This is a genomic window from Streptomyces sp. NPDC006733, assembly GCF_040636125.1.
Taxonomy (GTDB): Bacteria; Actinomycetota; Actinomycetes; order Streptomycetales; family Streptomycetaceae; genus Actinacidiphila.
This window is the reverse complement of the sequence record NZ_JBEYJD010000025.1, coordinates 62740-75333: the sequence shown is the minus strand read 5'-3', so window position 1 is coordinate 75333 and position 12594 is coordinate 62740. Positions and strand designations below refer to the sequence as shown.

General features: G+C 73.7%; 13 protein-coding genes. 7 read left to right on the top strand and 6 right to left on the bottom strand.

What is annotated here, in order from left to right; translation table 11 throughout:
* The first annotated feature begins 179 nt into the window (after window positions 1-179).
* Window positions 180-1415 (top strand): cytochrome P450, encoded by a 1236-nt coding sequence (locus ABZ721_RS22635; protein WP_358790468.1) that lies wholly within the window; start codon window positions 180-182, stop codon window positions 1413-1415.
* A 60-nt stretch (window positions 1416-1475) separates the two neighbouring features.
* Window positions 1476-2288: an SAM-dependent methyltransferase gene (locus tag ABZ721_RS22630; RefSeq protein WP_358790467.1), complete on the top strand. Its 813-nt coding sequence runs from the start codon at window positions 1476-1478 to the stop codon at window positions 2286-2288.
* A 58-nt stretch (window positions 2289-2346) separates the two neighbouring features.
* Here the strand turns inward: ABZ721_RS22630 and ABZ721_RS22625 are convergent, their stop codons facing one another.
* A complete protein-coding gene (locus ABZ721_RS22625) occupies window positions 2347-3213 on the bottom strand; it encodes a trypsin-like serine protease (protein WP_358790466.1) in 867 nt (288 codons plus the stop codon).
* Between the two features lie 203 nt (window positions 3214-3416).
* Window positions 3417-3920, bottom strand: a complete 504-nt coding sequence (locus ABZ721_RS22620) for a DUF309 domain-containing protein (protein ID WP_358790465.1) — start codon at window positions 3918-3920, stop codon at window positions 3417-3419.
* 139 nt (window positions 3921-4059) lie between these two features.
* Here ABZ721_RS22620 and ABZ721_RS22615 point away from each other — a divergent pair, with 139 nt between their 5' ends.
* Complete coding sequence (locus ABZ721_RS22615; protein ID WP_358790464.1) at window positions 4060-4944, top strand: L,D-transpeptidase family protein; 885 nt, start codon at window positions 4060-4062, stop codon at window positions 4942-4944.
* Between the two features lie 262 nt (window positions 4945-5206).
* On the opposite strand, the gene ABZ721_RS22610 is transcribed toward ABZ721_RS22615, so the two are convergent.
* The 4 genes from ABZ721_RS22610 to ABZ721_RS22595 all read right to left on the bottom strand — a co-directional run bounded on the left by ABZ721_RS22610 (window position 5207) and on the right by ABZ721_RS22595 (window position 8676).
* Window positions 5207-5428 carry a hypothetical protein gene (locus ABZ721_RS22610; protein WP_138354203.1) on the bottom strand — a complete coding sequence of 74 codons (222 nt, stop codon included), beginning with the start codon at window positions 5426-5428 and terminating at the stop codon, window positions 5207-5209.
* Window positions 5429-5770: 342 nt separating this feature from the next.
* Window positions 5771-6409: a TNT domain-containing protein gene (locus tag ABZ721_RS22605; RefSeq protein WP_358790463.1), complete on the bottom strand. Its 639-nt coding sequence runs from the start codon at window positions 6407-6409 to the stop codon at window positions 5771-5773.
* A gap of 117 nt (window positions 6410-6526) precedes the next feature.
* Complete coding sequence (locus ABZ721_RS22600; RefSeq protein WP_358790462.1) at window positions 6527-7510, bottom strand: acyl-CoA dehydrogenase family protein; 984 nt, start codon at window positions 7508-7510, stop codon at window positions 6527-6529.
* Window positions 7510-8676, bottom strand: a complete 1167-nt coding sequence (locus ABZ721_RS22595) for an acyl-CoA dehydrogenase family protein (protein WP_358790461.1) — start codon at window positions 8674-8676, stop codon at window positions 7510-7512. Before ABZ721_RS22595 ends, ABZ721_RS22600 begins: the two co-directional genes overlap by 1 nt.
* A gap of 105 nt (window positions 8677-8781) precedes the next feature.
* On the opposite strand from ABZ721_RS22595, the gene ABZ721_RS22590 reads away from it, so the two are divergent.
* From ABZ721_RS22590 to add, 4 genes are all read left to right on the top strand, one after another.
* Entirely contained in the window at window positions 8782-9579 is a 798-nt protein-coding gene (locus tag ABZ721_RS22590) for an SDR family oxidoreductase (RefSeq protein ID WP_358790460.1), read from the top strand.
* A 114-nt stretch (window positions 9580-9693) separates the two neighbouring features.
* Entirely contained in the window at window positions 9694-10281 is a 588-nt protein-coding gene (locus tag ABZ721_RS22585; protein ID WP_269270782.1) for a TetR/AcrR family transcriptional regulator, read from the top strand.
* A gap of 35 nt (window positions 10282-10316) precedes the next feature.
* Window positions 10317-11474 carry an acetyl-CoA C-acetyltransferase gene (locus ABZ721_RS22580; protein WP_358790459.1) on the top strand — a complete coding sequence of 386 codons (1158 nt, stop codon included), beginning with the start codon at window positions 10317-10319 and terminating at the stop codon, window positions 11472-11474.
* A gap of 64 nt (window positions 11475-11538) precedes the next feature.
* Window positions 11539-12555: an adenosine deaminase gene (add, locus tag ABZ721_RS22575; RefSeq protein ID WP_358790458.1), complete on the top strand. Its 1017-nt coding sequence runs from the start codon at window positions 11539-11541 to the stop codon at window positions 12553-12555.
* The last annotated feature ends 39 nt before the right edge of the window (window positions 12556-12594 follow it).

Sequence of the window (12594 nt, the reverse complement as noted above, 5' to 3'; positions counted from 1 at the left end):
CACTCATGCGTTCCGGCGGGCGCGCGTCCGCTACAGCCCGGCGCGAGCGGTGCTCGAAGTCGACCCGTGATGGTGGAGCCAGGCCGACGAGCCCGTACCGGGCCGTCCCGCCACGTCAGGCACGCCGAAGGACCGAAGAGGGGAACCGCGTCGTGGATCGGACGGCATCACCGACCAGCGTGATCGAACTGTTCACACCGGACTTCTTCCAGGAGCCGCACACCGCACTCGCCGATCTGCGCGGGCAGGCCCCGGCGCAGCCCGTGGCCACTCCGAACGGGCTGCGGACCTGGCTGGTCACCCGTTACGAGGACGCCAGGGCGCTGCTCGCCGACCCCCGGCTGAGCAAGGACATGCGCAAGGGCCAGGAACTGATCCCGCGCAACTTCATCGACGAGGAGAAGCGCCAGGAGTTCCTGAAGGAGGCCGGCTCGCGCCGGCAGTTCGCGCACGAACTGAGCGAGCACATGCTCGACAGCGACCAGCCCGACCACACCAGGTTGCGCCGCCTGGTGGGTCGGGCCTTCACCACCCGCCGCGTCGAGGCGCTGACCCCGCGGATCGTGGAACTCGTCGACGAACTCCTGGACGCCATCGCGCTCCAGGAGCGCACCGACTTGATGGACGCGCTCGCGTTCCCCGTCCCGTTCACCGTGATCTGCTGGCTGCTGGGAGTGCCGCCGGACGACCGCGCGGAGTTCCGCCGCTGGTCCAACCTGCTGGTCTCCGGGGTCGGCACCGACGAGGTGCGCGACGCCAGCGTGGCGATGGTCGACTACCTGCGGGCGCTGATCGCCGACAAGCGGGCCAACCCGGCGGACGACATGCTCACCGACCTGGTGAACGCCAGCGAGGGCGACGACCGGCTCAACGAGAACGAGCTGATGGCCATGGCGTTCCTGCTGCTGGTCGCCGGCCACGAGACGACCGTCAACCTCATCGGCAACGGCACGTTCGCGCTGCTGACCCACCCGGACCAGCGGGCGAAGCTCGCCGCCGACAGCACCCTGTGGCCCAACGCGGTCGAGGAACTGCTGCGGTTCGAGGGGCCGGTCACCAACGCGACCTGGCGCTACACCACCGAACCGGTGGACGTCGGCGGAGTCGTCATCCCCGAAGGGGAGTTCGTGACGATCTCGATCGGCGCCGCCGGCCGCGACCCCTCGCACTACGCGGAACCCGACGAGCTCGACGTCACCCGCCGCGCCACCGCGGGCCTCGCCTTCGGCCACGGGATCCACCACTGCCTGGGCGCCCCGCTGGCCCGGCTCGAGGGGCACATCGTGCTGAGCCGGCTCTTCGCCCGCTTCCCCGAGCTGAGCCTCGCGGTCCAGCCCGGCGAACTGCGCTGGCGCTTCAGCCTGATGATGCGCGGCCTCGAGGAACTGCCCGTGCTGCCGGGCCGAGCCGGGTAGCGACCGATCCAGAGCCCCACCCGACATACCGCCCCCGACACAACGGAAAGAGGAAGCGACGTGGAGCGACCGAGCTGGGCACCGGCCGACGTGGACATCGAGACACCGAGCATCGCGCGGGTCTACGACTACTGGGTCGGCGGCACCCACAACTTCGAGGTCGACCGCGCTGTCGCCCGGCAGGTGGAGGAGGCCAACCCCGCACTCCCCAAGACCTTCCGGGCCAACAGGGCGTTCCTTCGCCGCGCCGGCCGGGAGCTGGCCGGTCTCGGCATCCGGCAGTTCCTGGACGTCGGATCCGGCATCCCGGCCGAGCACAACGTGCACGACGCCGTGTTCGCGGCGGCACCCGACAGCACGGTGGTCTACACCGACATCGACCCCGTCGCGGTCGCCCACGGCCGGGCGATCCTCGCGGACGAGCCGCGGGCGGCGATCTTCCAGGGTGACCTGTACAAGCCGAAGGACATCTTCGAGGCGCCCGACACCGCGCGGCTCATCGACTTCGACCAGCCCGTGGGGCTGATCCTCGGCGCCGTACTGCACTTCGTGCCGGAGGAGAACGACCCGCTGGCGCTCATCCGGCAGTTCACCGAGCGCCTGGTGCCCGGCAGCTACCTGGTGCTCTCGCACGCGGGCGCCGACGAGGTGCCGCAGGCCGCGCCCAACGTCGCCAAGTCCTACGGCGGCGCGGTCAGCGAGGTCATCTGGCGCAGCACCGAGCAGTTCACCGCGCTCTTCGAGGGCTTCGAGCTGATCGATCCCGGTGTCACGCCGGTGACCGTGTGGCGGCCCGATGCGGACGCGGACATCGACGGGCTGGGCGCCGGTGCCCCCATGCTGGCGGGCGCCGCCCTCAAGCCCGCCGTCTGACCACGTCGGCTCCGGGACCCGTGGCCTGCTCCGGGTCCCGGAGCCGACGTCCAGCCTTCTACCGCGCGGCCGTGACGGCCGTCTCGTAGAGCGCGCCGATCGCGCTGTCGAAGGCGGGGCTGTACGACACGTCCGCGGTCTCGCCGCCCTCCTGGTAGCCGCCGATGACCCCGATGACGGTCCCGGCGCCGGTCTCCGGATCCAGGCCGGTGACCCAGGGGCTGCCGCTGGTCCCGCCGGTGTAGTCGGTGCAGGCGATCCGCAGCTGCTCCGCGGTGAACGCCGTGGCGTCGTTGTAGCAGGTGAGCGGCGCGTCCGCGGTGGACGGGTAGCCGGTGACGCGCACGGTGGCGGACCGTGTCCCCTCGTCGCTCCCGCTGTTGCCGAACGTGTAGCCGCCCACCACGTCCTGGACCTCGCGGCCGTCCACCGCCGCCACCTCGGCGAACGCCACGTCGAGGTCCTGGTCCGCGCCGCTGGTCCAGCCCGGGGCGAGCGTGACGCCCGCCAGCGGCCAGACGCCGTACGGGGCCTGGCCGTCGTGGTAGCCGGGCACGAAGACGGTGCCGGCGGTGCCGCCGCTGAGGCAGTGCGCGGCGGTCACCACGACGTTCTTCCCGGCGCTGCGCACCACGCTCGCCGTACAGAAGTGCCCGCCGGACAGCCCGCCGTCGAAGAGCGCGCCGACCTGCCTGACCTCCTCGGTCGCGTGCACGGTGTTGGAGATGCCGGGCACACCGGCGAGGCCGCCGGGTCCGCTCACCGCCTCGGAGGTCCCGGGCCGCGACCCGCCCGTCGCGACGACCACGCCGGTCCCCGCGGCCGTGACGGTCAGCCACGCCACGATCAGGACGCCGGTCCTGCCCACCCGGCGGGGCAGGGCGCGGACCGTTTCACCGCGTGTGAGCCGCGAACGCTTCTGCATGCGCCAGGTCCTCTCTCGTCGCCCCGGTCGCCCCGATCCTCGCGGGCGAGTGTGAGAGCCCTGTGAGAGAGCTGTATGAGCGTTCTGAGAAGCGGCCTGCCGTGGGGTGGGACGGGGGTATCGAGTGCTCCGATGGCACAGATGACTCCTTGGACAGACGAGCGATGCCTTACGCCTGTCCTTGGGCCGGGCGGCCGAAACCGTTACGCGCCGGCCTCCCTGACCAGCCGCGGGACGGGGGCGCCCGGCGCCGCGCCGGGACGGTCCGCCAGCTCGCGGGCCCACCCGGCGAGGCCCGCGATGTCGATGCCGTACGGACGGGCGTCCCGGTAGGGCTCGATGCCGTCCGCCCCCCTGCGCAGCAGCGTCGCGGCCCCCGACGCGTTGCCGCGCAGGGCGTGCGTGAGCCCCACGGCGAGCTGGGCCAGGGCGCGCCACAGGGCGCGGTGCGGTTCGTCGGCGGCCTTCCACGCGTCCTCCAGCACCTCGTGGGCGTGGAAGGGCATCCCGGCGTCCAGCAGCCGCTGGGCCTCGGCCAGCGACTGCCCGGGGGAGCGGGGCACCCCTTCGGGCTGCCGCTCCACTCCGGGGGCGCCGTACGGCAGCGGCCGGCCGAGTCCGTCGCGCGGCCGGGCGTTGCGGGCCCGTCCGGCGCCGTCGCGGTCGCGGTCGCCGGGGGCGCTGTCGTCCTGCGGGGTCTCGTCCATCGTGCGATTGTTCATCAGTTCGCGGCCGGGTGGCGCGGGGGACGGGTCGGGACATCCGGGACGGATGTCGGCTGCGGGCCCCGGCGGGCGCCGGACTTTGCGAGGATGGCTCGCTGTGAGGCCCGTCACAGTGCCCCCCGTGCGATCCGGCCACGGCCGCCACCGAGCGCCCGTCCGGTCCCGGCGCCGCGCGTCCGGCCGGACGGCCGCCCTGGCCGGGATGACGGCGGTGCTGGCGCTGGCCACCGGCGCCGCCTGGTTCGGGATCGGCTCCGTCGGGCCGGTCGACCCGGTCGTCGGCCCCCGGTCGCAGCACCGGGCGGACTCGGTCCCCGCCGTCCTCGAAGCCGACTCCCGGCCCCCGGCGACGGTGGCGGAGGCCACCCGGGACACGCCGGGGGAGACCGGTCGGCCCACCGCGCCGGGCCCGGCGTCCGGGGGGATAACCGGGCTGGGCCCGGCCACCCTGGCGTCGATCCCCGCCGGCTCCCGCCAGGTGGTGCTGGCCTCGGGCCGGGCGAGGGACTCCTCCGACTCCACCGTCACCCTCTGGACCCGGGCCGCCGACGGCCGGTGGAGCGCCGGCTCCGCGTGGCCCGCGCACAACGCGCTGCGCGGCTGGACCGGCACGCACCACGAGGGCGATCTGCACAGCCCCGTGGGGATCTTCACACTCAGCGACGCTGGGGGCTTCCGGCCCGACCCGGGCAGCGGGCTGCCGTACCACCGCTCCCAGGGCTTCACCGCGGGCGGCACGGGCTTTCGCGGCGAGGCGCTGGGCGGGTCCTTCGACTACGTCGTCGCCATCGACTACAACCGCGTGCCGGGCGCCTCGCCGCTGGACGGCCGCCAGCCGCTGGGCAGATCACGCGGCGGCGGCATCTGGATCCACGTCGACCACGGCGGCCCGACGCACGGCTGCGTCAGCCTGTCCGCGGCCCACATGGTCGACCTGCTGCGCGCGCTGGACCCGCGCAGCCACCCGGTGATCGCCATGGGCGACCAGGTCTCGCTGGCGCGCTGAACCGGCAACCCGGGCGGCGCGGGGCGCAGAATTCGTGCCGGAGCCGGGGAACTTCACGGGCCGGGAACACGTCTGAACGGTGGGGAGTTGAGGCATGAAGGGATGGTGCGGGGGCTCGGCGGTGCGGAGCCGGGAGAGCGGCCGGCGTGCAGTGGCGGGCCAGGGGCATGCCGGAAGTCGGGCCGTCCCGGAGGTCACGGGGACGCGGGGCGGCGGGCGGAGAGGATCCTGGCCGCGACCTTGCGGTGCGCGGCCAGGAAGCTCAGAGCTTGGTCACCTTCGAGTACGGCTTGATGATCCGTACCTGGCGGGAACCGAAGTCGGCCAGCACGGCGACCTCGTCCTCGACACCGATGATTCGGCCGAGTCCGTAGACGTCGTGCGTTACCCGGTCACCCACCTCGAAGTTCTCGACGGGAGGGGCGACCGGAATCCGGAAGGGGCTGGCGGGCAGGTGGCGGCGGGTCACGGCTGATTTCGTCATTACCCCCAGTATGGCCCCTCCAAGGCCCCTGCGGTCCTCCCAACCGGTGGCCTTTCTTCCGGGCGGCCGTCCCGGAGTACCGCCCGGTAGGCGGCCGGTGGGGTCCCGCGCGGCCATCTGCTGAGTTCATCGCGGCATCCGTCACCGAGCGTCATCGTCGGTGACGCCTTCGACGCCGCCGTCCGAGCCGCGGATTTCCGCTCGCATGTCATCTGTTTACCGTGGAAACGCTCCTGTACAGCGCCCTGTCGGGCACCTTCCGGCCGCCCGCCGAAGGCCGGCCGGGGGCCGGTCGGCTACCGTCGGTTGTGGCCCCTCACCTTCGGTGACCAACTTCTCCGGCTAGACGAGCCGTTGGAGATAGCCGTTGGCGACCAGCCACATGACGTTGATGGTGGCGGGGGCGCCGGGCACGAGCGCCGCGTCCAACTGGTACTGGAGTCCGTAGCCGGGCTGTGCGAACCAGGGCGCGATCGGCCCCGCGTCCACGGCGAAGGCCTTCAGGACGCGGTAGTCGTGGTAATTGCAACCGGCGGCGGGGACGCCGTCCAGGCTCTGCGGCGGTATGGAGCGGTTGGCGTACGGCAGGCCCTCGGGCGCGAGGAAGGAACCGTACTCACTGCCGAACCGGTCGATGTCCTGGCCCGGGCGCAGCGTCTGCTGCCACTCGACGGGCCGGCCGTCGGGCCCGATGACGTAGCCGTTCTGCGGCGGGTATATCCACCCGGTGCCGGTGTTGTACCGCGCCAGGAACGCCGGTGCGGACAGCTTCCCCGTCCGGTGGTACCCGGCCAGCTCGCGCCCGACCGCCCCCCGGGTGGGCAGCACCTCGGGCCCCAGTCGCGGGTCGCCCTGGTAGAACGTCGCCGAGCATTCCGTGCGTGCGGTGCCGGCCTCCGCCGGCGCGGCGGCGGCGACAGTGGCGGTGGTGGCGAGGAGCGCCCCCGCCACCAAGGAAACGAACAGCTGACGTAGTTTCATATCTCCCCCTGCTGAGCCCAGTTGGCCACCAAATGTGACCAGAGGACTGAAGCAGATCCCGCGGGGGACGGGCAACGGCGCCCAGGTGTTCGAGTGGCCCGCGCGCCCGGCGCCGGGCTACCCGGACAGCACGCGCGCCCGGCACTCCGACGGCGTCCCCCACGCCGTGCGCAGCGCCCGCGCCTTGCCGATCCACAGCGACAGGTCGTACTCCGCGGTGTAGCCGATCGCGCCGTGCAGCTGCAGCGCGGTCCGCGCCGCCGCGTACGCGGCCTCGCCGCAGGCGACCTTGGCGGCCGCGACCTCGCGGCCCGCGCCGGGCGAGCCGGCGGCCAGCGCCACCGCCGCGCCGTACAGCAGCGGCCGGGCGAACTCCAGACCGACGAGGGCGTTCGCGAGCTGGTGCTTGACGGCCTGGAAGCCGCCGATGGCGGTGCCGAACTGGGTCCGTTCCTTCGCGTGGGCCACCGTGCGCCCGAGCAGGGCGAGGCCGACCCCCAGGGCCTGCGCGGCGGTGGCGAAGGCCGCCCAGTCGGCCGCCTCGCGCACCGCCTCCCGCAGGGCGGGGCCGTCGGCCGCGAGCAGGTCGCCCCCGGCCGGGCGGGCGAGCCGGCGGGCGGGGTCGAGCGAGGTGCGGACCGGCCCGTGCCCGCCCCCGACGGCCAGGCCGTCCGCGCCGAGGTGGAACACCGCGTCGGCGGCATCCGCGTCGAGGGCGTACGCGCCGGCCGGTGCCAGCGTGACGAGCACCTCGCCGGAGGCGATGCGCGGCAGCCACTCCTTCGCGGGCGCGCGCTCCGCGAGGCTCCGCAGGAGCGCGCAGAGCGCGACGGTCTCCGCCAGCGGGCCCGGCACCGCGTGCCGGCCGAGCTCCACGAAGGCGGCGGCGAGTTCGACGGGGAGCCGTCCGAGGCCGTCGTACTCCTCGGGCACGGCCAGGGCGAGCACCCCGGTCGCGGCGAGCCGTTCCCACAGGGCGCGGCCCGGAGCGTGGTCGCCCGCCGCCCAGGCGCGGACGGTGGCCGGGGTGTCCGCCGCGGTCAGCAGCCGGTCCAGGGTGCGGACGAACTCGGTCTGTTCGGTGTCGAGCAGGAACCGCATCACCGGCGTCCCTTCGGGAGGCCGAGCAGCCGCTCGGCGATGATGTCGCGCTGGATCTCGTTGGTGCCCGCGTAGATCGGCCCGGCCAGCGCGAAGACGTAGCCCTCCGCCCAGCCGCCGTCCCCGTCGGCCGGCTCGCCGCCGGTCAGCTCGCCGTCGGCGCCGAGCAGGTCGAGGGCGGTCTCGTGCAGCCGGATGTCGAGCTCCGACCAGAAGACCTTGTTGAGGCTGGACTCGGCGCCCAGGTCCCCGCCCTCCGCCAGGCGGGAGGCGTTGGCGAAGGTGAAGAGCTGGTAGGCGCGGGCGCCGATCACGGCGTCGGCGACGCGGTCGCGCAGCGCGGTGTCGCCGGGCTCCGCCCGCTCCCGCCACAGGGCGGTCAGCCGGTCGGCGGCGGCCAGGAAGCGGCCGGGGCTGCGCAGGGTGAGGCCGCGCTCGTTGCCCGCGGTGCTCATCGCGACCCGCCAGCCCTGGCCCGGGGCGCCGATGACGTCCTCGTCGGGGACGAAGACGTCGTCCAGGAAGAGTTCGGCGAAGGCGGGCTTGCCGTCGAGCCGCCCGATGGGCCGGACGGTCACGCCCGGCGCGTCCAGGGCGAACATCAGGTATGTCAGACCGCGGTGCGGCCGGTCGGCCGCCGGATCGCTGCGGAAGAGCCCGAACGCGCGGTCGGCGAAGGCCGCGCGGGACGACCAGGTCTTCTGGCCGTTCAGCAGCCAGCCGCCGTCGGCGCGGGTGGCCGTGGAGCGCAGCGAGGCCAGGTCGCTGCCCGCCTCCGGTTCGGACCAGGCCTGCGCCCAGATCGTCGCGCCGCTGGCCATGGCCGGCAGGACGCGGGCGCGCTGTTCGTCGGTGCCGTGCTCGAAGAGGGTCGGGGCGAGCAGGTTGATGCCGTTCTGGCTGACGCGGCCGGGTGCGCCCGCCGCGTAGTACTCCTCCTCGAACACCAGCCAGCGCAGGACCGACGCGCCCCGGCCGCCGTACTCCTGCGGCCAGGACACCACTGACCAGCGGTCGGCGGCGAGTTCGCGCTCCCACTCCCGGTGGGCGGCGAAGCCCTCGGCGGTCTCCAGCGAGGGCAGTGCGGTGGCGGGGACGTGCGCGGCGAGCCAGGTCCGGGCCTCGGCCCGGAACGCGTCCTCGCCGGGCGTGAAGTCGAGGTCCATCGGATTCCGTCCTCCCCTGACGATCCTTCCCTAACAAGTGTTTGGTAGATTAACCTACGCCCCGTCAGCCGTCGAGGATGAAGCCGCCGAGGAGGAGTCCCGCGTATGACCGCGAACCTGGGCGTTCCGCCCCCGTATCCGCAGGGCCGCGACCTCCTGGCCGGGCGCACCGCCGTCGTCACCGCGGCGGCGGGCGCCGGGATCGGCGGCGCCACCGCGCGCCGGCTGCTGGAGGAGGGCGCGAGCATCGTCATCGGCGACGCGCACCCGCGCCGCGTCAAGGAGTCCGCCGAGTCTCTGGCGGCGGAGTTCGGGGCGGACCGGGTGGCCGGCCTGGCCTGCGACGTCACCAGCGAGGACGACGTCGCCGCGCTGCTGGATCTCGCCGAGGAGCGGCACGGGCGGCTGGACGTCCTGGTCAACAACGCGGGCCTGGGCGGCACCGCCGCCCTCGTCGACATGACGGACGAGCAGTGGTCCGCGGTCCTCGACGTCACCCTCGGCGGCACGTTCCGCTGCACCCGCGCGGCCCTGCGCCGCATGAAGGCGGCCGGCACCGGCGGCGTCATCGTCAACAACGCCTCCGTCGTGGGCTGGCGCGCCCAGACCGGGCAGGCGCACTACGCCGCCGCCAAGGCGGGCGTCATGGCGCTCACCCGGTGCGCCGCCGTCGAGGCGGCCGCGTACGGGGTCCGGGTCAACGCGGTCGCGCCCAGCCTGGCCATGCACCCGCACCTGGTGAAGGTCACCACTCCCGAACTGCTCGCCGAACTGACCGAGCGGGAGGCCTACGGGCGGTACGCCGAGCCGTGGGAGATCGCCAACGTGATCGTCTTCCTGGCCAGCGGCTACTCCTCGTACCTGACCGGCGAGACCGTGTCGGCCAGCAGCCAGCACGCGTGAGGCGAGAATGACCGGGTGCAGAAGAGCAGCGGGAAGAACACGAGCAGCGGGACCGGCACGAGCAGCGGGACCGGCAAGAGCGGCAGGGGCGCCACGAGCGGCAAGAAGGCGGCGGTGAGCGCGGCCCCCGAGCGGCGCGGCGAACTCCTGGCGACCGCGGCGGAAGTGTTCGCCGCGCAGGGGTACAACGCGACGACCGTCCGGCGGATCGCGGACGAGGCGGGGATGCTCGCGGGCAGCCTCTACTACCACTTCGACTCCAAGGAGTCGATGGTCGACGAGATCCTCTCGACCTTCCTCAACGAGCTGTGGGCCGGGTACGACGAGGTGCTGGCCGCCGGCCTCGGGCCCCGGGAGACGATCGAGGCCCTGGTCACGCAGTCCTTCAAGGAGATCGACCGGCACCGGGCGGCCGTGGCGATCTACCAGAAGGAGGCCAGGCACCTGGCCGCCCAGCCGCGCTTCGGCTACTTGGCCGACTCGCAGGTGAAGTTCGAACGGGCCTGGCTGGGGACGCTGGAGCGCGGGGTGGCCGCCGGGGTCTTCCGCGCCGACCTCGACGTCCGGCTCACCTACCGCTTCGTCCGCGACACCGTCTGGGTCGCGGCCTCCTGGTACCGGCCGGGCGGACAGCACAGCCCGGAGGAGATCGCCCGGCAGTACCTGTCGATGGTGCTGGACGGCGTGGCCGTCCGGAGTTGACATAGACAAAGCGACAATCACCGCGAGGAGCAGTCATGGCCGAGGCCTACATCGTCGAAGCGCTCCGCACCCCGATCGGCCGGCGCAGGGGCGGGCTGTCCGCCGTGCACCCGGCCGACCTCGGGGCGCACGTCCTCAAGGCGCTCATGGAGCGCTCGGGCGTCGACCCGGCGGCCGTCGAGGACGTGGTGTTCGGCTGCCTGGACACCGTCGGCCCGCAGGCCGGCGACATCGCCAGGACGGCCTGGCTGGCGGCGGGCCTGCCGGAGGAGGTGCCGGGGGTGACCGTGGACCGGCAGTGCGGCTCCTCGCAGCAGGCCGTGCACTTCGCCGCCCAGGCGGTGCTCTCCGGCACCAGCGACCTGGTGGTGGCCGGTGGCACGCAGAACATGTCGATGATCCCCATCGCGTTCGCCAGCCGGCAGGCGGCGGAACCGCTCGGGCTGACCGAGGGGCCGTTCGCGGGCTCGCTGGGGTGGCGGGCCCGCTACGGCGACCAGCCGGTCAACCAGTTCCACGGCGCCGAGCTGATCGCCGACAAGTGGGGCATCACCCGCGAGGCGATGGAGGAGCTGGCGCTGCGCTCCCACCAGCGGGCGCTGCGCGCCATCGACGAGGGGCGGTTCGACCGTGAACTCGTCGCGTACGGCGAGGTGACCACCGATGAGGGGCCGCGCCGGGACACCGGCCTGGAGAAGATGGCGGCCCTGAAACCGGTGGTCGAGGGCGGCCGGATCACCGCCGCGGTCTCGTCCCAGGTCTCCGACGGCGCCTCGGCGATGCTGCTCGCCTCCGAGCGCGCGGTCGCCGAGCACGGCCTCACCCCGCGCGCCCGCGTCCACCACCTGTCGTGCCGGGGCGAGGACCCGATCAGGATGCTCTCCGCGCCGATCCCCGCGACGGCGTACGCACTGAAGAAGACCGGGCTGTCGATGGACGACATCGACCTGGTGGAGATCAACGAGGCGTTCGCCCCCGTCGTGCTCGCCTGGCTCAAGGAGACCGGCGCCGACCCCGGGAAGGTCAACGTCAACGGCGGCGCCATCGCGCTGGGCCACCCGCTCGGCGCCACCGGTACCAAGCTGATGACGACGCTGCTGCACGAACTGGAGCGCACCGGCGGCCGGTACGGCCTGCAGACCATGTGCGAGGGCGGCGGCCAGGCCAACGTCACCATCATCGAGCGCCTGTAGGGCCGCACGGGGGCGGCGGCAATTCGTTCGACGCCCCCGCACGGCCGGTGGCAGGCTGCCCGGTATGACGTCGACGACCGCCGCGGCACGTGACCTGCGCACGCTTCCCAAAGCCCACCTGCACGTCCACCTGGAGAGCACCGTGCGGTGGCCGACCCTGGCGGAGATCGGCGCCGCGAACGGTGTGGAGATCCCCGCGCACCTGGTGGACGGCGGGCACGCCTTCACGGGCTTCGCGGACTTCTTCGCCCAGAACGACCTGGTCCGCTCGTGCCTGCGCCGCCCGGCGGACTTCCACCGGATCGCCTACGAGTTCTGCCAGGACGAGGCCGCGAACGGCACCCGCTGGGCGGAGGTGTCGTTCACCGCCGCCGGCCACGGCGAGCGGCTGGGCGACCTCGACATGCCGCTGGTGAGCGTGCTGGAGGGACTGGCGGCGGGCCAGGAGGCGTTCGGCATCGAATGCCGGGTCCTGCTCGACCACTCCCGCCGCCGCTCGGTGGAGCGCGCCTGGCGCACCCTGGAACTGGCCGAACGGTACGCCGGGGCAGGGGTGGTGGGCATCGGGGTCGCGGGCGACGAGGCGCACCCGGTCGAACCGTTCGCGGAGGTCTTCGCCGCCGCCCGCGAGGCGGGGCTGCACCTCGTGCACCACGCGGGCGAGGCCTGCGGGCCCGAGAGCGTCCGAGCGGCCCTGGACGCCGGCGGGGCGGAGCGGATCGGCCACGGCATCCGGGTCCTGGACGACGAGGCCCTCGTCGCGGAGGTGCGGGAGCGGCGGATCCCGCTGGAGGTGTGCCCGTCGTCGAACGTCGCCCTGGGGTTCGCGGCGTCGCTGCGCGCGCACCCGCTGGAGCGGATGCGCGCGGCCGGGCTGTTCGTCACGCTCAGCACCGACATCCCGTCGATGATCAACGTGTCCCTGGCCCGCGAGTACGAGCTGGTCAGGGACGCCTTCGGCTACGACGACACGGTCCTGGCGGAACTGGCGCGCGCGGGGGTGGACGCCTCCTTCGCGCCGGACGGGACCAAGGCGCGGCTGCGCAAGGAGATCGACGACTGGCTCGCGGCGGGTTCCTGACCTGACGCGACCTGACGCGACCGGGCCGGGGGCTTGACT

Excerpts from the sequence above, each read along its gene's own strand:
- ABZ721_RS22605 (WP_358790463.1), bottom strand. The coding sequence starts at position 6,409 with ATGAAACTACGTCAGCTGTTCGTTTCCTTGGTGGCGGGGGCGCTCCTC.
- ABZ721_RS22610 (WP_138354203.1), bottom strand. The coding sequence starts at position 5,428 with ATGACGAAATCAGCCGTGACCCGCCGCCACCTGCCCGCCAGCCCCTTC.
- ABZ721_RS22580 (WP_358790459.1), top strand. The coding sequence starts at position 10,317 with ATGGCCGAGGCCTACATCGTCGAAGCGCTCCGCACCCCGATCGGCCGG.
- add (WP_358790458.1), top strand. The coding sequence starts at position 11,539 with ATGACGTCGACGACCGCCGCGGCACGTGACCTGCGCACGCTTCCCAAA.
- ABZ721_RS22590 (WP_358790460.1), top strand. The coding sequence starts at position 8,782 with ATGACCGCGAACCTGGGCGTTCCGCCCCCGTATCCGCAGGGCCGCGAC.
- ABZ721_RS22625 (WP_358790466.1), bottom strand. The coding sequence starts at position 3,213 with ATGCAGAAGCGTTCGCGGCTCACACGCGGTGAAACGGTCCGCGCCCTG.
- ABZ721_RS22600 (WP_358790462.1), bottom strand. The coding sequence starts at position 7,510 with ATGCGGTTCCTGCTCGACACCGAACAGACCGAGTTCGTCCGCACCCTG.
- ABZ721_RS22620 (WP_358790465.1), bottom strand. The coding sequence starts at position 3,920 with ATGGACGAGACCCCGCAGGACGACAGCGCCCCCGGCGACCGCGACCGC.
- ABZ721_RS22595 (WP_358790461.1), bottom strand. The coding sequence starts at position 8,676 with ATGGACCTCGACTTCACGCCCGGCGAGGACGCGTTCCGGGCCGAGGCC.